Here is a 19020-nt window from a genome sequence, read left to right as displayed (position 1 = left end):
CATTCCTCAGGTAATTTTAACTCTACCTTAGTAATGCGATATACGTTCCAACATGCGAACAACACTTACTGCTTGATTTTTATTACTATTTTAAAATTGCCACCAGGGTAGCAAATTCGACTTTAGAAAAACTTACATAACGATTGGAGAATATACATTGCTTTTTACACGCCTTGGGCAACGATAGCATCAGCCAAACGCCTGAAAGCCGCTATGTTAGCGCCTTTCATATAATCAATGTAATTGTTAGCAGTATCTTTCCCTTCCTCTACACAGCGCTCATGAATACTTAGCATGATACTTTGCAATTGTTCGTCTAGTGTATCTGCGTTGCGTTGGCTAAACATGGCATTTTGTGACATTTCTAAACCAGAAAGTGCAACGCCACCTGCGTTTGACGCCTTGCCTGGAACATACACTAGTTCTTTGTCTTTAAACACGTCTTGAGCTTCATCGGTACACGGCATGTTCGCACCTTCCAATACCATATTACAGCCGTTATTCACTAGCGTTAATGCATCGTCTCTATCTAGTTCATTCTGAGTTGCACAAGGTAATGCAATGTCGCAAGTTAAATGCCATGGCGTTTTGCCTTTTTTCCAGTCACCAATGCCTTTATCAGCAAGATCGGTAAGAATGTTGTTGCTTTTTGCGTGCTCAGCAATAGCAAATTTTATGGCTGGCTCGTCAAACCCATCTTGCTTGTAAAGAGTGCCGCGACTGTTCGACAGGCTAATTACCTTCGCACCTTTTTGCGTTGCTTTAAGTGCAGCATGAAGCGCTACATTCCCTGCACCCGAGACAACAATGTTCTTCCCTTCAATGTCAGTGTTGTGCTGTTTACATACTGCGTCTAAGAAGTAGATAAGCCCGAAACCAGTGGCTTCCGTGCGCACATAACTACCGCCAAATTCAAGCCCTTTTCCTGTCAGTACACCCTCAAACTTGTTGTTAAGTCGTCGATACTCACCGTACAAGTAGCCTATCTCTCTTGCTCCCACGTTTATATCACCTGCCGGTACGTCCGTGTTTGCGCCAATATGGCGCTGTAATTCACGCATAAACGCTTGGCAGAAAAGCATTATATCTCTATCACTTCGGCCTTTAGGGTTGAAATCTGCACCGCCTTTACCGCCACCCATGGGTAGCCCCGTAAGTGCATTTTTGAAACACTGCTCGAAGGCAAGAAACTTTAATACCGATAAATTAACCGTTGGGTGGAAACGCAAGCCGCCTTTATAGGGTCCCATTGCTGAGTTGTGTTGAACACGCCACCCCTGATTGACTTCAATGTCTCCGCTGCTATTCATCCAAGACACCGTAAAGTAAATAACGCGCTCTGGAAAACACAACCGCCTAACTATGTCATCACGTTTATAGCTTTCGTTTGCGTTATAGATGGGAATAATATCGTGTAGTACTTCTCTTACTGCTTGAAGATATTCGTTCTCACCCTCAAATTTCTGGGCGACAAAGTTATAAATTTCATCAAAATTGCTTTCGTATGGCATTGAATTAATTATCCTTCTCTTCAACGTTGGTTAGCACTATTAGGCTTCTAGGGTACGTTGTAATTTCGATTTTACTGTCTTTAAATATTTCCCCATCTACCGCATAAAGGGTAGGTGAATCGAACGCAAGCCTAATGCTTCGTGCTTGAGCATGCTTTATTGCATTTGAATGTTGTTTCGCGTCGTTGGGGCTTAATACAAGTTCAGCCAATGACAACAACTGTCTATCTGATGACGCCTGCGGGTTAAGCCATGTTAAGTCAAGCTTTCCATCGGTCACATCTGGTGGCGCTGAACCTTGTGCCAGTGCAGTAGTTAGCGGCGCTGCATTTGCCACTACAAGGCTAGGTGTAGTCATTGACTGCGCTTCGTTTTCATCAAGCGTAATAGTGAATGACATGTCTTCATTATTAGAAATCGCTTGCAAAAGCCCTTTGATATAGGCGAACTGGCCGCCAATATTTTTTGCTTCTCTGTCGGCGGCAGAGATCATTTTCTCTTCAAAACCGACTGCAGCGACAAGGAGCATGACGTGGTCATTGCATTTTGCGGTATCGATAGCCAATGTATTGCCGGCTATTATCACATCACATGCTGTGCTTATCGGCATGACTTTACTCATATAGCCATGTAGAACCTGGCTTAGCGCATTTGCAGTACCTAAAGGGATAATGCCCATTGTGATTTCGCTATCAATAAGTTCGCTTGCCACTTCTGTAAGGGTGCCATCACCGCCGCACGCTACTACAATGTCTGCACCATTGCGTTTGGCTTCACGAGTCAGTTCAGTTGCTGTTATGTCTGGTGTGGTTTCTTTAACTGACACACTAAACTTTTCATTCAGCCGAGATAATATGTCGTCTTTGTTCTGTTCCCATTTGCCACCGCCAGCTACGGGATTAACAATAAGAGCAAGGCGTCGTTTCAGGTTTAGAAGGCCACCGTCGCGTATTTTTTGAAGCGATGCCAACTGACGTTTATTTAATCGAGCAGTTTGTCGGATATCGTTAATCTGGCTTAAGGCTTCTTTTACGCTCAACGAAGGATTCTTTGCTAACAAGTAAGCGGCAACAACAAGCACCGACCTGCCTCTACCTAATGCACAGTGCACTACAACACTTTTTCGTTCGTCAACCTGCTGTTGGATGAAGTTAATACCCTGCATCAATTGGTCTTGGGTAGGGCTGGTGTGGTCAAGAACAGGAATGTTGAGATAACGGTAGTCTTCTTGGAACGCGGTCCAGTCTAAGCCATCGAATTCAGCAGTGACATCCAGTATTGCCCCAATTTTGTTTTCATTGAGCAGATCAACATGCTTGTTAGACATGCGGCAAGCTAGAAACAGGTGAGGTTCAATTTGTTGAAGTGGTGGTACTTTATCAGTGCGTCTGGCGTATTCATTGTAAAGCCATGAGCCAAACAAAAAGGGCACAAAGACCCAACGAATATAAATTGGGATAGAGCCATCCTGACGCTTGCGAAAAAGGCTTGGGAAATTTAATAAGTAAGCACTACTTACAGCAATCAGCGAAAACGCAGTCCATCCAAGCAGCAGCTTTAAAAGAGTGTAGGGCGCAAAGTACGTTGCAAACAGTGCAGCTATTGCGCCCGCTACATAAAACTTCACCATCTTCATATAGAAACATATCCTTTGTTTGCGAGAGTACTATTCTTACTACGCGAGAATGGTTTTCGTTTACTTTACAAGTGAACTATCGTGCAATTGAATCCATTACCTATTGTAAACTTACATAATGAACTTACCTTTGACGCTGCGCGTAAAGGCTAAGTATTAAAGCTAAAATGTGGAAGCGCTTATGTGGTTAAAGGTTGGCAATTTTGTTTGGTTTCAAACAATTTGGTGGTTGATCATTCTTTTTCAAAACAATGCAATATTACCCGTCGTTGCCCTCATTAGCGTTTGGTTAGTTTTATCTCCGCAAAGAGCCGCCGACATCAAACTTATGTCCATCATGTTAGTGATAGGAACTGTCGTGGATGGCTTACTCACCTATGGTGGGCTTTTCAATTTCACTGAACAAAATGCGCTTATTCACTTTTGGCCGATTCCAATTTGGCTTTCTCTACTTTGGGTAGCTTTTTCGGGAACGGTTCATCATAGTATGGAAGCGTTTAAGGGCAGATACGCGTTGTGCGCTGTTGGTGGCGCAATATTTGCCCCTTTAAGCTACTTAGCGGGCGAACGATTTGACGCAGTAGAACTAGGTGCATCTTACATAGTGTCTTATGCAATTATCGCTGCTGTTTGGAGCGTGGTTTTTCCTCTGTGTTTTTATATCTCGTCCAAGTTATTGAAGACGCAGCTTACACCCAACATTCAAGGAGAAAGTACATATGACTAAAACTGTATTAGTTACTGGTGGAAACCGTGGCATAGGTTTTGAAGTAGTGAAGTCGATGGCTACAGCAGGATACAAAGTACTGATGGGGTGTCGTGATGAAGAAAGTGGGGAAAAAGCGAAAGCTGAAATTCCAGGCGCAGATGTACATGTGATTGAAATGCCGCTCAATAACGAGAATGCCATAACCGACGCCATTGTTCAGGCACAGGCTGTTTATGGGCATATCGATATTTTAATAAACAATGCGGGCGTTCTCGATGATACGCCATGGGATGAAGTATCGTCTGAGGGGTTGTCAAAAAGCATGCAGGTAAATGTGAACGCGCCATTGACACTCATACAGCACACGTTGCCTAAAATGATCGAGCGAGGATTTGGTCGAATTGTAAATGTGAGCTCTAGTTATGGAAGTTTCGATCAGTCACTACAGGGGCCGTTAAGCTATGCCATTTCGAAAGCCGCGTTAAATGCACTTACGGTAAAAATGGCGGCAGTAGTTGATAAGGCAAAAGCTGACAAAGCCGACGATGACGAGTTTGACGTTACGGTAAACAGTGTCACCCCCGGATGGGTTCATACACGGATGGGTGGTGCCGATGCTCCCAGAACGCCTGAAGAGGGTGCTGATAGCATTGTGTGGCTAGCAACGTCTGCAAAAGGTGGTCCGCACGGCGCGTTTATAAAAGATAGAGAAACGGTTGCGTGGTGATAGTTACCAATAATTGCTCGTAGCGAGAGTTGCGCGTAGCAAGAACTGCGCGCTTCGAAGGTGAAATTTAACGCTTTAACGTGCGGCTAAAGCGAAAAACGTTCTCTTAAAAAACGTGCAATGCCGTCTTCATTATGATGGCCAATAATCGAGGTTGCCGCATCCTTAATCATTTGCTTTGCATTTGAAGGCGCATAGGCTTCGTCAGCAAGCTCGAACATACTAATGTCATTATCACTGTCGCCGAAACATATTACGTTACTGGCCCCTAGCTTGTTTTTAAGTATCTCAACCGCACTACCTTTATTGGCCAACTGGTGATGAACATCCATCCAACGGTATTGGTCTCCCTCTATAGCGGGACCAGAATACGCAATTAGCTCATCATGGTTATTTAAGTACTGATACATTTCGTAAACCAACGGCGCATCACCAATCATGCTAATGTTTGTTATGTGGGCGTGGGCAGGTAGCTGCTCAATAGGAGCAAGTGTGGCATCAGTACGAGAAAAGTACTTATCAATTAAGTCACGTTCAACCTGATGCTGCGGGATAGCGTGATAAATCACGTGGTCGTTGGACTCACTGTTAATATTTACGGTGTTTACGAATGGTGTGATACGGTTTTCGTTAGCACATTGCACAATGGTGTTAACCTCGCTAGGTGCCAACAGGTTCTCTAGTGTCAATGCCTTATCTGATGGGTCCCAAATGGCCACACCATTATTATAAATGTGTGGAAGAACAAACTCGGTGCCTTTTAAAACATGCTGCGCTGAGTGCATCGTTCTGCCGGTTGCAACAGTGAAAGCGATGTCTCGCTCGGCAAGTAAACCTAACGTGTCTTTGGTATAGGTCGAGATTACTGATGATTTGTTGAGAAGGGTACCGTCTAAATCGAAAAAAATTAAATCCATAGTAAATCCGTAGAGAAGAGCCTGATAATGCATCGTTAAAAAAGAAGGCAATAGAGCATAATACGCAATTATTGCCTTTTTGTTTACTTCATCTCACTAATGTCATACCAGTATGGATTGCGTTAATAGGTTGGCGTGGAGGAGTCATCTACTATTAACCTAGTCAGCTTCGATATACTCTCCCGATGAACCTTAATGAAACGATATCCATTCATATTTTCACAGAAAAAAGCTGCGTTATTTAATGGCTTCTACAACGTCACTTGCGTGTGGGCGCAGTACGGTCTCAAGCTCTGCAACTGATTGCGGCTGTTTAAGGCTTATAATGAGCGCTACTTGTTTATTGCGTATAGCATGACGCACTGTTTGCACAATTTGATTTCGGTCGGGGCGTAAGCCCAACAAACCTGCTATAAACAAACCAATGAAAATACCTGGGCTAATTAATGCAATATAGGTAAACATCGGGTTTTGTTGAGTCAGTGCTGGACCATACTGTGTAAGTAGAAACGCACAAATTAGCCCTATGAACAAACCCACGCTTCCTAATACAAGGTGTGATGTCCACAAATTGTTGCCGATGGTTTCAGTGCCTTTCTCAAGTTTTTCGCTCAGTTTTGGGTCGCCTGATTCCACCAACTCAACTTGAGAGAGTGCAATATTGGTTTGCTCGCTGACAGCATCAATTGCGTCTTGGGCATTTGCCCTTGTGTCGAACACCGCAGCAACTTGAAGATATTCGCTTGCCATCATTGACGCACGGCGATTGTTTGTATTTTCGTTTGATCCCTTCTTTTGTACTTTATGTTCAGCTTTCGACATAACACACTCCATTTCTTAAGTTCTTTATCAATTCAAAAAATCATGAATTTATTTATCCAATATTCATTCCGGGTAATTAATTTATGATGTTTTTGAACGCCTAGTGATGCTTGGGATGCGTTTTACTACTCTGTTATTTAAAGCTTTCTTTGAGAGTATTAAAGGGTTTTAAGGTAGGAAGGTATTCAAAAAATATGACGTTTAATATGCCTTAAAAAAGTCATTACAGCCCACTTTCAATGAATCTGATTAAGAATGTGACTTTTTTACACGCAGTATGAAAAAGTGTTACACCATTTTGATTAGACGGCGTGCTCTTGATCAATATATTCAAAGCGTCAGTAACAAATTTTTTAACGCAAAGATAAATTCAGAACCGTGTATAAGAAGTGGCAATGGCAGAAAAAGGAATGCTAGCGTGTAGACAGTATGATAGCGCCGAACATCTTGCTATTACGCGCCACAGAACAGGTGAAAAGCGCTTCTACTATCGTTATGCCAGTGGAAGAAAAGTATCTGGTAAACGTACTTTAAAACGCATAAACCAATTAGTTATCCCACCAAAATGGGAGTCTGTCTTAATTAGCAAAGATCCAAAAGCCTGTATTCAAGTAATCGGTTGTGATGAAAAAGAGAGACGACAGTACATTTACCACCCTAGTTGGCATGAACACCAACAAGCGCTTAAATTTGAAAGGCTTTGCGAATTCGGAAATAAAATTTCAGCTTTCAGACAGCGGTGTGTTTCGTTAGTAGAAGAAGCCGGGTGGCAACAAGAAAAAGCATGCGCTTTAGTGTGTTTGCTGCTTGATAACACTGGTGCGCGAGTAGGGAACGCGCAGTACAGTAAAGTAAATAATACGTTTGGTTTAACTACACTGCGGCATAAACATCTGAAACAGAACGATGATGATACTGTGTCGTTACATTATGTGGGTAAGCATGGCAAGCAACGCCAATTAACGATAGAGGATCCAGCACTAGCAGCACTGGTTAATGAGTCATCGGAAAAGCCAGGGTATTGTTTGTTCCGCTATCAAAATAACGATGGTAAATGGCAAGATGTGACAAGCGACGATGTAAATCAGTTCATCCATGAAAATCTTGGGAATTCATTTAGTTGTAAAGACTTCAGGACATGGGCTGCTAGCCGCCATGCATTGATGATGTTACCACGTGTTTATGACGAGATAATTCAAGCTTCAAATAAAAAATGGGAAAGTACACTAAGTAAATCTGTGAGCAAAGCATTGGGAAATACGCCCAATGTATGCCGGAAATATTATATTCACCCTAATCTTTTTACCCTTCTTAAAGACAAACAAAACACAGAAAGTCTCATTTTGCAGGTATCAGAACTTGCGCAAGAAAACCTTAGTCATTTTACAGCGTATGAGCGCATTGAAAGGCTTTTATTGGGCGTAATATCAGCTGAATGAAGTTGTTTATATATTTGTAATGAAAATGATTTAGTTGATGCTAACTTGCAATAAAATTGCTTCAAAAGTTGAATCTAACTATGTTTCACGTTTCTTGGTTTTTATTTTAAGTGTCTGATATTTATTGTTTTAATTTAACTTTCTAGCAGGTTTTTTTCTGTGAAACCATCATCCCACTTTTTGCATATGAACAAGTGTTGAAATTAAGTTGTACATTAATTGCACTTGAAAAAATTTAAAAAACCTTTATATTGTTTGAACTCAAATGATTACTGTTCGAGTTATCTTGCGTTGGCGTTGACGACTTGTCGTTGCTGTTAGCTGATAAATCGCGACGTTGACCACCTCTGTCACAGACACGCGGATTGGAAAGAAAGCTTCATAGGTAACGGGTACTTTAATCATTTATTTTTTGAGCAACAAAGGATTTATCCCTCGCTATGCCTTTAGAAAGTTATATCTCATTGTCGCTTTATTTTATCGCGATGTTGGGGATAGGGTTGTTTGCATATCGTCAATCGACCAGTGATATATCAGGTTATATATTGGGCGGAAGAAAGGTAAGCCCTCAAGTCACTGCTCTATCAGCAGGCGCGTCCGACATGTCTGGTTGGATGTTAATGGGGCTACCCGGTGCAATGTTTTTAACCGGGTTCGACGCTTTATATATCGCGATTGGTTTAGTAGCAGGCGCACTGGCAAATTACTTACTTGTGGCACCGAAATTGCGTGTATATACAGAAGTGGCTGATGATTCACTTACGGTTCCTGAGTTTTTTGCTAAACGTTTTAATACACCGAATTCAAGCATAAGAATTGTGTCTGCTGCAATCGTTGTGATGTTTTTCACGTTGTATACGTCGGCAGGTTTAGTGGCAGGCGGCAAGCTTTTTGAAAGTGCATTCAATGTTGATTATCAACTTGGGCTGTTCATAACGCTGGGTGTAGTAGTGTCATATACCTTGCTAGGAGGCTTCTTAGCAGTGAGCCTTACCGATTTCGTTCAAGGCTGCATTATGTTTGTTGCGCTTGTTCTGGTGCCGGTGGTGGCGTTTACCGAGTTCGACAGTGTTTCGCAAATGACAAGTGCAGCATATGCATCGGTACCCAGCTTTTCTGAGTCGTTAGAAACGCTTACCGTGGTAGGTTTACTTTCCAGCTTAGGCTGGGGGCTTGGGTACTTTGGTCAACCGCACATTATTGTACGTTTCATGGCAATTAGGTCGGTGAAGGCAATTAGCACAGCGCGAAACATTGGTATGTCGTGGATGACAGTAACCATCATCGGTGCACTTGCAACAGGCTTTGTTGGCATTGCTTATGCAAATCAATTTAATTTGAAAGTGGATGATGCTGAGACCATTTTCATTATTTTTTCTCAGCTATTGTTCCATCCATTAATTAGTGGATTTTTAATGGCGGCAATTTTAGCAGCCATTATGAGCACAATCTCGTCACAGTTGTTGGTGAGTGCAAGCTCATTAACAGAAGATATTTATCGTGTAGTAACGAGTAAAGAAGTAAGTGAAAAGCAAACAGTAACGATAGGACGCTACGGTGTAGCGGGTGTCGCAATTGTAGCGCTTATGTTGGCTATGGATGCGTCAAACACCATTCTATCTTTAGTGAGTAACGCATGGGCAGGTTTTGGTGCTGCGTTCGGCCCGCTGGTACTTTTTTGCTTGTATAGGAAAGACCTCACAGCAAAAGCTGCGATGGCCGGAATGGTAAGCGGTGCGGCAACGGTACTGTTTTGGATTTACGCACCGGTCTTGGCCAATGGTGAGGCATTAAGTAGCGTGATGTACGAAATTATCCCTGGTTTTGCGGTAAGTACGCTAACCTTATATGTAATGAGTAGGTTTGGCGAAAAGCCCGCAGATAGCGTTGAAAAAACGTTTATCCAAGCCAGTGAAGAATTAGCGAATCAACAATCTTAAGGTTTAGAAGTTTATTATGAGTAACCCTAATTGGAAACGCGTAGTAATAAAAGTAGGTAGTGCACTGATTTCACCTAATCAAAAAGGGTGCAGCAGCCATTACTTGCTTAGTATTGCGCAATTCATCGTGCGATGCAGAGCGAACGGTACGCAAGTTGTGCTGGTTTCTTCTGGCTCGGTCGCAGCAGGTGCGCATTTGTTTCCAGAGCTAGAGAAAACAGATATTGCCATTAAGAAAGCGATGGCAGCGGCAGGGCAAACAGAAATGATTGCAACATGGGACAGGTTATTTGACTTTCCATCTGCGCAGATACTGTTGACCCATGCCGATTTACGAGACCGTGAACGCTACGTAAGTATTCGAGAGACAATTTTCAGCCTGTTAGACAATGGCGTACTTCCCATTGTTAATGAAAATGACACAGTAACAACTGACAAGCTGAAAGTTGGTGACAACGATAACTTGTCGGCAATGGTAGCGTCAGCTGCCGAAGCGGATGCGCTTATTATCTGTTCTGATATTGATGGATTGTATGATAAAAATCCGCATGAACACGACGATGCGACTTTGCTTAAAACGGTGGAAAACATTGATGCAAGCATCTACGCCATGGCTGGTGGCGCGGTTAAAGGCGGAGTAGGTACAGGCGGAATGCGCACAAAAATTGAAGCTGCCGAAAAAGCAGTTTCGCATGGTATAGATACTTATATTATTAACGGTTTTACAGAGCTGTCGTTTAACATGCTGCTAAATGGTGAAAACCCTGGCACGCATTTCAAGCCTCATGCGAAGCCAATGCAAGAAAACGTACATTGGATGCGACATACGTCGAACGCACAAGGTGAAGTTATTGTAGAAGGCGACTTCGACGCACAATTAGATAGTGACGCTGAGCAACTTACAAGTAGCGAAATTGTAGACGTGAAAGGCGAGTTTTCAGTGGGCGACACTATTTTGGTGCGCAAAGAAGACGGCACTAAGCTGGTTAAGGCGAGGTCGAATTACAGTAGCTGTTTATTGAATTTCATTGCTAATCAGGAAAACGAAGAATTTGCCAACGAATTCGAAGAGAAAACGGGGCCAATTATTTCTGATCAGCATATAGCAAACTTGGAGAAAGAATGAGCATTATTACAGAGTTAGCACAACAGGCGAAAAAAGCTGCACGTACATTGGCAATTCTAAGTGAAAGCCAAAAGAACGCGGTGTTAACTGACATGGCAGCAGCTATTCGCGCAAACAAAGACAAAATTATTGCGGTTAACGAAAAGGAAGTGGCGCGTGCGAAAGAGAACAACTTAGACGCAGCCATGGTAGACCGCTTAATTTTGAATGAAGAGCGTATTGAATCGATGGCCGAAGGCATCGAAGTTATTGTAGAACTTGATGATCCAGTTGGAAAAGAGCGTGTAATTGGCACTCGTCCAAATGGTATCGAGATTAAGAAAATGCGTATACCACTAGGTGTAGTGTGTATGATTTATGAAGCACGCCCTAATGTAACTGCTGACGCAGGCGCATTGTGCTTTAAATCGGGCAATGCCGTAATTTTACGCGGTGGTAAAGAAGCGCTAGATACAAGTTTGGCAATTGCTGAACTTATGCAAGACGTTCTGGAAAAGCACAATTTACCAAAAGCACTGGTAACAGTAGTACCGAATCCTGACCGTGCATTAATGCAAGAGTTAATGGAACAGCGTGACTACATTGACGTGATAATTCCTCGCGGTGGTGAAGGCTTGATTAATTATGTAACTGATAACGCTAAGGTACCGGTTATTCAGCACTTCAAAGGTGTGTGTCACCTTTATGTTGATAAAGAAGCTGACCTAGATAAAGCCATGGCATTATTGCTAAATGGTAAAACACAGCGTACCGGCGTGTGCAATGCACTAGAAGCGCTGGTAGTACACCAAGCTGTTGCAGGTGACTTCTTACCTAAGGTTGCACAGGCATTTAAGGAAAAAGGCGTGAAAGTGCATGTGAGCGAGAAGGGAAGTCAGTACTTCGACAATGCTAACGTTATTGCTGAGGACGCATTCGGTGAAGAGTATCTAGGGTTAGAAATTGCGATTCGCGTAGTAGACGACTTTGACGCAGCTATCGAGCATATTGCTCAGTTTGGTAGTAATCATACTGAGGTTATCTGTACCGAAGATGCTGACAAAGGCAAGCTATTCCAGCGCGCGGTAGACGCAAGTGTAGTGATGGTTAACGCCTCGTCACGATTCTCAGATGGAAGCCAACTAGGTTTGGGTGCTGAAATTGGTATTGCAACGACGAAACTGCATGCTTACGGACCTATGGGCTTAGAGTCATTAACGTCTGAAAAGTACCTAGTAAATGGTGAAGGTCAAATTCGCGAATAGAGACTGAGGTCTTTTACGCTAACCACACTAAAAGCAGGGGCGGGCGCAGTATTAAATCAATACTACGCTTAGGAAAAAGGCAGACTAAACCTTAAGGCAGGTACTAAGAGAAGGCACTGGTCAGCATTGTACCCTGAGTCCTCATGCTTCATAATGTAAAGCGCTAACCTTAGTTGGCGCTTTTTCGTTTCTATTCATATGGTTAATTTGACTATGGCGTCTGGCCGTGTTTATCACGGTTACTAACACTAAAAGATCACCAATAGAAGCACCACAAATACACAACCCAAAGATGGAGCCGTAATGGAGATAGTGATAGACCCAGCACAAATGTGGCAACAGTTCATTGCATTTGCGAATGAATACAAACTGCTGACGTCTTTGGTTTTCCTCGTTATTTTACACTATATCAAGAAAGGCTCATTGCGCCTTATTAAACGCAGAAGTTCGCGCAAAGGCGAAGACCGTCGTAATCAAATTAATATTTTAGAGCAACTTGGTAACGCACTTATCATCATATTACTTATGGTGATGTGGTCATCTGAAATACAAACCCTCGCTATTTCAATAGCTGCGTTTATGGTGGCAATAGTGCTTGCCACGCGTGAATTTATTCAATGTTTTATGGGGTTCATTTACTATTTAGGCGCAAGGCCTTTCAGGGTTGGCGACTGGATCCAAATGAACAACATCATTGGCGAAGTTGTTGAAATGGACTGGGCTAAAACGGCGTTATTAGAAGTCGACCCAGAAAGCTTCAACTACACGGGTAAACACGTTTATGTGCCCAATAGCCAATTAGTAACACAAACCGTTAAAAATCTTAACTTTATGCGTCGCTATCGATTGCATTCTTTTGAAATTGTGAACGAGCCAACGGTTAATGCGTATAGCCTGTTGCCAGCTTTTCATGCGCGAGCGCAGGCACATTGCGAGTATTTTCGCGATGTAGCAGAGCGTTACAAAGGCTTAATTGAGCGACACCTCGAACAAGAGTTTATTCGCATAGATCCAGAAGTAGAGATAAAAACAAACGAGTTGGCAAAAGTAGTAGTAAAGGTAAGTTTGTTTTGCCCCACTGCAGAGGCTCACGAGCTTGAACATAAAATGTGCTCAGACTGGCTAAGCCTTTGGTTTAAAGCCTTGAAAGAAGAGCAAAAAGCCCTTGAAACGCAACAAGGCGAGTTTAGTACCGCACCGTAATAAAATGCGCCTACTATGACTAGCGCAAGCTAGTCACAATCCCAGGCACGATTTTGGGTAAAGTGGCTTTGTAAAAAAGCCATTTGATCTGCCAATATACGCCTATTCATCAAGTAGAAACGTTCATACACGTTTGGGCGAAACGGCACTGCTAACAGCGGCATATTCGCTTCTTCAGGTGTTTTTGCGCCTTTTGCGTGATTACACCGCTGACAAGCAGTGGCAACGTTCGTCCAGCTGTCTTTACCTCCACGCGAGCGAGGTACAATATGATCGCGTGTTAGCTGCTTGGGTGAGAACTTTTGACCACAATACATACACAGGTAGCTATCGCGTCTGAACAAATATCGATTAGTCAAAGCGACTTTGCCCGACATATCGGTAACTTTTCCATCGCAGGCAATAATACTAGAGAGGTTTAACTGGCTTTGAAGGCCGTTTCTATTCCAACCACCTTTTAACGTAATGCTGTCGCTTCCCAATTCAAACAGCACCTTGTCTTGGCAGTAAAGTTTTGCGGCGTGTTCAACATCTATCCACTCTTGTGGCATGCCTGCTTTGTTAAGTCGAAGTACCAACATGGGTTTCTCCTTTAGCACACTATAATTAGACGTTCTTGTTGTTTTAAGCTGAGCAACTTTTCACTGGTAGACCGCTAAACTGGTAGACCGCTAAAAGAATGGACGCGGACAGTAAATAAGGTGCGTTACTTATTGTTCTAGCATACGCTGTTTTGTGTCATTATGATGAAAATATAGCCAAAAAATGAAATTTCACAGAGTTTTCATACAGTCATGGTGCAATAGGAACTAGCAACTACACTAAAATGTGTATAAGAATTTCTGCATGGCGCTGTATTTGATCGTGGTATTAACGCTATATCATGGCTATACTATGCGCCGCGTTTAAAAGCGATAAATAAAGATTGAAATTAAAGGACAAATAGTGACTCCTATTACAAAATCATTCCAGTATGGACAGCATACTGTAACTCTAGAAACGGGTGTAATTGCCCGTCAGGCAACAGCTGCGGTACTTGCAAGCATGGACGACACGTCTGTACTAGTAACAGTAGTTGGTAAGAAAGAAGCGAAAGCAGACCAAGATTTCTTCCCACTTACTGTTAACTATCAAGAAAAAGCGTATGCTGCGGGTAAAATCCCAGGTGGTTTCTTCAAGCGTGAAGGTCGTCCATCTGAAGGTGAAACACTGATTGCACGTCTTATCGACCGTCCAATCCGCCCATTATTCCCAGAAGGTTTCAAAAACGAAGTACAGGTTGTTGTTACTGTAATGTCTGCTAACCCAGATATTCCTACAGACATCATCTCTATGATTGGTACTTCTGCAGCCCTTGCTATCTCTGGTATCCCATTCAACGGCCCAATTGGTGCGGCACGTGTTGGTTTTAGCAACGGTGAATACATTCTTAATACACGCAACGAAGAGCAAGCGGAAAGCGAGCTTGACCTTGTTGTTGCGGGTACTGAAGGCGCAGTACTTATGGTTGAATCAGAAGCAAGCGTGCTTTCTGAAGAAACTATGCTTGGTGCGGTTATGTTCGGTCACGAGCAAATGCAAACTGTGGTTAACGCAGTAAATGAATTTGCTGCGGAAGTTGGCACTGAGAAGTGGGACTGGACACCAGAAGCAGAAAACACTGCGCTTAAAGACAAAGTTAAAGCACTAGCTGAAGCTGAAATGACAGCTGCTTATCAGATTTCTGACAAACTAGAGCGTAAAGACGCAGTAACTGCTGCGACTGAAAAAGCACTTGAAGCAATCCTTGCTGAAGACGAAGAGCAAGACAAGAAAGAAGTACTAGACCTTCTTCATGACCTTGAGTCTGACGTAGTTCGTTCTCGCATTCTTTCAGGCGCACCGCGTATTGACGGTCGTGACCCTGCGATGATTCGTGCACTAGACGTTGCTACTGGCATTCTTCCACGTACTCACGGTTCTGCACTATTTACTCGTGGTGAAACACAGGCACTTGTTGCAGCTACTCTTGGTACAGAGCGTGACGCACAGATGATTGACGAGCTTCAAGGTAAGCGCGACAGTCGTTTCATGCTTCACTATAACTTCCCTCCATACTGTGTTGGTGAAACAGGTATGATTGGCTCGCCTAAGCGTCGTGAAATTGGTCACGGTCGTCTAGCGAAGCGTGGTATTCAAGCAGTAATGCCAAGCGAAGAAGAATTCCCGTACGTAGTACGTGTGGTTTCTGAAATCACAGAATCAAACGGCTCATCTTCAATGGCGTCTGTATGTGGTACTTCACTAGCGCTAATGGATGCAGGTGTTCCAATTAAAGCGTCTGTTGCGGGTATCGCAATGGGTCTTGTTAAGAGTGACGACAATTTTGTTGTACTTTCAGACATCCTTGGTGACGAAGATCACCTTGGTGATATGGACTTTAAAGTAGCGGGTACTACCGACGGTATTACTGCACTTCAAATGGACATTAAGATTGAAGGTATCACTAAAGAAATCATGCAAATCGCGCTTAAACAAGCAAAAGAAGCACGTTTGCACATTCTTAAGACCATGGACGAAGCCATTGGCGGTCACCGTGAAGAGCTAAGTGAATTTGCTCCACGCATTTACACAATGAAGATTGACCAAGACAAGATCCGTGACGTTATCGGTAAAGGCGGCGCAATGATCCGTCAAATTACTGAAGAGTCTGACACTAACATCGAGATTGAAGACGACGGTACTATCAAAATCTTTGCGACAGAGCGTGCGAAAGCAGACATCGCTATTAGCAAGATTGAGCAAGTAACGGCTGAGATTGAAGTTGGTAAGACTTACAACGGTAAGATTACACGTATTGTAGACTTCGGTGCGTTTGTAGAAGTACTTCCAGGTAAAGAAGGTCTTGTTCACATTTCACAAATCGCTCACGAGCGTGTGAACAAAGTAACTGACTACCTAGAAGAAGGCCAAATGGTTGACGTTAAGGTTATGGAAATCGATCGCCAAAACCGTGTACGTTTAAGCATTAAAGAGCTTCTAGAAAAGCCTGCGCCAAAGTCTGACGACGCAGAGTAATGCTGACTGGGTTTAAATAAAACCTAGATAACAGTAATTCAGTAAAAAGGGAGCTTGGCTCCCTTTTTTCGTTATAGGTTGCTACAGGTTTTATAGAGTTGCGTTTTGTGAATTAACCCACACATTCAACTTATAATGAAATGCGTATTTTAAAGGTATTTGATAATGGATAAGCAAACCCAAACCGAAGTAGAAGCAGCAGTATTCCGCCGCTTAGTAGAACATTTAGATGCGAACAAAGACGTTCAGAACATCGACCTTATGATTTTGGCCGACTTTTGCCGTAACTGCCTAGCAAAGTGGTATTCAGCAGCTGCCAGCGAGCAGGGTGCAGACATCGACTACGAAGCGGCGCGTGAAGTGGTATACAAAATGCCGTATTCAGAGTGGAAGGAAAAGCATCAGCTACCAGCTACTGACGAACAACTTGAAAAGCTAGCGGCCAGACAGAAAAAGTAGTTGCTAGTTTGTACGATGATAATCTATCAGTTTTAAAAGCCAGCGATTGCTGGTTTTTTTGTATATTTTTCTATTGGTTATGGTTTAAAGTATTAATTAATAGAAGAACAAGTCTTTTAAAGTGGATTGAGAAAGCATGACGGTTTAAAGACGTGAGGATTGTTATGCTTTTTAAAAGGGATTTAGAGTTATGAGAAGAGCATCGCCAGAAGCATGGCTTTTTGTCGGATTTATTATTTGCCTTGTAGTCCTCCCCGTAGTTGCAGGTTTAATTGCACTCAAAACATACCGAAAGTTTAAACCTATCGAGGTTCAAGAAACGAATTCCACTGCAGCCCTGCATCAAAAGACACATGACAGTTTCTTTACCGTTCTAGTCGTTGGGTAGAAGAGCACACCGTGAAAGCAAACATCAAAAGCAAAGTTCCACTTATTTTCCTTATTGTGGTGTCGCTTTGGTGGTGGTTCTATTATGCCTCATCAAATGCGTTCAATGGCTTTGGGTCAGAAAAGCATGAATGGTTATTTATGCTCGATACGTTGCTGGTGTTACCAATACTCTGCTTTATTTGTGAAGGCAACAAACAAAAAGCGAGTTTAAAGGCCGCTATGCTTTGTTGCACTGCCGTGTTTATTGGGAGTGTGATTATTCCAGAGCAGAACAAGGTGTTGTTTCAATACCTTGAAAGTGGACGGTATGTGGTTTTAGCTTTTGTGCTTCTGCTTGAATTGACTGCTGTTATTACCGTAGTGCTAGCTGTGCGTAGTTTGTTAGCAAAAAACGAAGATCCTGATGTTGCACTTCAAAAGCCTATTGATAGTATGCTGGGAAAATCGGCATTAAGTACATTGCTACAGTTTGAAGGCCGTGTTTGGACCTTCGCGTTATTTGCGTCACACATAAAGCCAATGGCGTACGCTGGAGAACATCATTTCTTTTATGATAAAAAAGACGGCGCACGAAGCAATCTTGCTGGTTTTCTTGCTTTAATGGTCATCGAGCTACCTTTAGTTCATTTTCTTACTCATTTTCTCTATAGCAGCACCGCTGCCAATATTGTTACTGGCCTTACGCTATTTGGACTCGTATTTTTCTTTGCGGAATACAAAGCAGTGGGTAAGCGTCCAATTTCGATAAGTGGCAACTACATCATTGTCCGCTATGGTCTCTATCCGTCGCTTACCATTTCAATTCATAATATTGCTGCAATATCGGCTAATACAGGCTTTATAAAGCGTAGCCGCTACATTAAAAGGTTTAACTATGCTGGTGTACCCAACGTTGAAATTCTTTTGCATGAACCAATGAATGGTAGGAAGGCAATATATTTGGGCGTTAACTCGCCATGTAGATTTATACATTGCGTAAAGCAAGTAAAAACCAAGGACTCGTTTTTTTAACAAGGAAGCACTTAATGCGTACAACAGTTGTAATAGTGGCTGCGCTAATTAGTTTGTATTCAACAATACTCAAAGCAGATTCAGTAAAAATTCACGCAATTCACAAAGAAACCTTTGCCTGTACAGAGCATTGGGACGGGCAGTTTGCACACGCGGGTGATGCGTTAGGAACAGACTGTGTTATTGGTGGTTGGTATGAGGATGATACTAGGCTTTTTCAGCGCTCTTATATTAATAAGGGTTTCGAGAACGAAGAGTGGTTTGGTTTTAAAAAGGATGTGTTAGCACCTTGTGAATGCACGGTAGACAGTATTCATATTAACCCTATTACGAATAAGCCAGGTGTAATGACGCCCGGTAGAGCAAGCTCAATTACGTTTAAAACAAAAGAGGGTCAGTTTGTACTGCTTGCACACGTAAGAGATATCGCTGTAAAAGTTGGTCAAGAAATCAAGCGCGGCACTGTAGTAGCCAAGGTGGGTAATAATGGTTACAGCCGAAACCCACATATTCATATAGGCGCGTGGGATAGTAATGGTAAGCCAATGCAAATTCAGTTTGACCAGAGCACGCTCGCGTTAATAGACCGTCAGTAGTTTAAGTTTATAAAGCAGCGAAGTAATTCATACCGTCGCTGCTCGCTACGAATTATGGAAGAAACTAGCTCAAGGAGGAAAAATTGATAGTTTTGTTTTTCATCGCATTTATGTTTGCGTGGCTTTTTATTGCATCACTTCTTTTAGAATGGTTATGGAACATGACTATTCCCGATCTTTTTAATTTATCTAAAATAACGTATTGGCAGGCGTTTCGTCTTCTTATCATTTCC

At 42.6% G+C, this 19020-nt stretch carries 17 protein-coding genes; 12 read left to right on the top strand and 5 right to left on the bottom strand.

Features of this window, described 5'->3' with window-relative positions; all coding sequences use genetic code 11:
- Positions 1 to 164: 164 nt before the first annotated feature.
- The gene (gene gdhA / locus ACGHAV_RS02430; RefSeq protein WP_390375923.1) at positions 165 to 1511 is read right to left on the bottom strand and encodes an NADP-specific glutamate dehydrogenase; all 1347 of its coding nucleotides are present in this window, start codon (positions 1509 to 1511) and stop codon (positions 165 to 167) included.
- Positions 1512 to 1515: 4 nt separating this feature from the next.
- Positions 1516 to 3147 carry a diacylglycerol kinase family protein gene (locus ACGHAV_RS02425; protein WP_390375920.1) on the bottom strand — a complete coding sequence of 544 codons (1632 nt, stop codon included), beginning with the start codon at positions 3145 to 3147 and terminating at the stop codon, positions 1516 to 1518.
- 181 nt (positions 3148 to 3328) lie between these two features.
- On the opposite strand from ACGHAV_RS02425, the gene ACGHAV_RS02420 reads away from it, so the two are divergent.
- Positions 3329 to 3874 carry a DUF2878 domain-containing protein gene (locus tag ACGHAV_RS02420; RefSeq protein ID WP_390375917.1) on the top strand — a complete coding sequence of 182 codons (546 nt, stop codon included), beginning with the start codon at positions 3329 to 3331 and terminating at the stop codon, positions 3872 to 3874.
- On the top strand, positions 3867 to 4583 hold the full coding sequence (locus tag ACGHAV_RS02415; protein WP_390375914.1) for an SDR family NAD(P)-dependent oxidoreductase: 717 nt from the start codon (positions 3867 to 3869) through the stop codon (positions 4581 to 4583). The genes ACGHAV_RS02420 and ACGHAV_RS02415 overlap by 8 nt, the downstream gene beginning before the upstream one ends.
- Before the next feature lie 86 nt (positions 4584 to 4669).
- On the opposite strand, the gene ACGHAV_RS02410 is transcribed toward ACGHAV_RS02415, so the two are convergent.
- Positions 4670 to 5500, bottom strand: a complete 831-nt coding sequence (locus ACGHAV_RS02410; protein ID WP_390375911.1) for an HAD family hydrolase — start codon at positions 5498 to 5500, stop codon at positions 4670 to 4672.
- 237 nt (positions 5501 to 5737) lie between these two features.
- Complete coding sequence (locus tag ACGHAV_RS02405; protein WP_390375908.1) at positions 5738 to 6322, bottom strand: hypothetical protein; 585 nt, start codon at positions 6320 to 6322, stop codon at positions 5738 to 5740.
- A gap of 395 nt (positions 6323 to 6717) precedes the next feature.
- Between ACGHAV_RS02405 and ACGHAV_RS02400 the strand changes: the two genes are divergently transcribed.
- From ACGHAV_RS02400 to ACGHAV_RS02380, 5 genes are all read left to right on the top strand, one after another.
- Positions 6718 to 7761: a DNA topoisomerase IB gene (locus tag ACGHAV_RS02400; protein WP_390375905.1), complete on the top strand. Its 1044-nt coding sequence runs from the start codon at positions 6718 to 6720 to the stop codon at positions 7759 to 7761.
- Positions 7762 to 8201: 440 nt separating this feature from the next.
- Positions 8202 to 9701: a sodium/proline symporter PutP gene (gene putP, locus ACGHAV_RS02395; protein ID WP_390375902.1), complete on the top strand. Its 1500-nt coding sequence runs from the start codon at positions 8202 to 8204 to the stop codon at positions 9699 to 9701.
- 16 nt (positions 9702 to 9717) lie between these two features.
- Positions 9718 to 10827, top strand: a complete 1110-nt coding sequence (proB, locus tag ACGHAV_RS02390) for a glutamate 5-kinase (protein WP_390375899.1) — start codon at positions 9718 to 9720, stop codon at positions 10825 to 10827.
- Complete coding sequence (locus tag ACGHAV_RS02385; RefSeq protein ID WP_390375896.1) at positions 10824 to 12071, top strand: glutamate-5-semialdehyde dehydrogenase; 1248 nt, start codon at positions 10824 to 10826, stop codon at positions 12069 to 12071. Before proB ends, ACGHAV_RS02385 begins: the two co-directional genes overlap by 4 nt.
- A 303-nt stretch (positions 12072 to 12374) precedes the next feature.
- Entirely contained in the window at positions 12375 to 13274 is a 900-nt protein-coding gene (locus ACGHAV_RS02380; RefSeq protein ID WP_390375893.1) for a mechanosensitive ion channel family protein, read from the top strand.
- Positions 13275 to 13303: 29 nt separating this feature from the next.
- Here ACGHAV_RS02380 and ACGHAV_RS02375 read toward each other — a convergent pair whose 3' ends face one another.
- A complete protein-coding gene (locus ACGHAV_RS02375; protein ID WP_390375890.1) occupies positions 13304 to 13855 on the bottom strand; it encodes an HNH endonuclease in 552 nt (183 codons plus the stop codon).
- Positions 13856 to 14219: 364 nt separating this feature from the next.
- Here ACGHAV_RS02375 and pnp point away from each other — a divergent pair, with 364 nt between their 5' ends.
- The 5 genes from pnp to ACGHAV_RS02350 all read left to right on the top strand — a co-directional run bounded on the left by pnp (position 14220) and on the right by ACGHAV_RS02350 (position 18787).
- Positions 14220 to 16331 (top strand): polyribonucleotide nucleotidyltransferase, encoded by a 2112-nt coding sequence (gene pnp, locus ACGHAV_RS02370; protein ID WP_071814683.1) that lies wholly within the window; start codon positions 14220 to 14222, stop codon positions 16329 to 16331.
- 165 nt (positions 16332 to 16496) lie between these two features.
- Entirely contained in the window at positions 16497 to 16790 is a 294-nt protein-coding gene (locus tag ACGHAV_RS02365) for a DUF1244 domain-containing protein (RefSeq protein ID WP_061485818.1), read from the top strand.
- Between the two features lie 190 nt (positions 16791 to 16980).
- Entirely contained in the window at positions 16981 to 17178 is a 198-nt protein-coding gene (locus ACGHAV_RS02360; RefSeq protein WP_390375885.1) for a hypothetical protein, read from the top strand.
- 11 nt (positions 17179 to 17189) lie between these two features.
- Positions 17190 to 18191 (top strand): hypothetical protein, encoded by a 1002-nt coding sequence (locus ACGHAV_RS02355; RefSeq protein ID WP_390375882.1) that lies wholly within the window; start codon positions 17190 to 17192, stop codon positions 18189 to 18191.
- A gap of 14 nt (positions 18192 to 18205) precedes the next feature.
- Positions 18206 to 18787 carry a M23 family metallopeptidase gene (locus ACGHAV_RS02350; RefSeq protein ID WP_390375879.1) on the top strand — a complete coding sequence of 194 codons (582 nt, stop codon included), beginning with the start codon at positions 18206 to 18208 and terminating at the stop codon, positions 18785 to 18787.
- The last annotated feature ends 233 nt before the right edge of the window (positions 18788 to 19020 follow it).

This window comes from Alteromonas sp. MTD1, assembly GCF_042848195.1.
In the GTDB taxonomy this organism is placed as follows: domain Bacteria; phylum Pseudomonadota; class Gammaproteobacteria; order Enterobacterales; family Alteromonadaceae; genus Alteromonas.
Note: the sequence above shows the minus strand (reverse complement) of the source record. Positions and strands in the feature narration are given on the sequence as shown.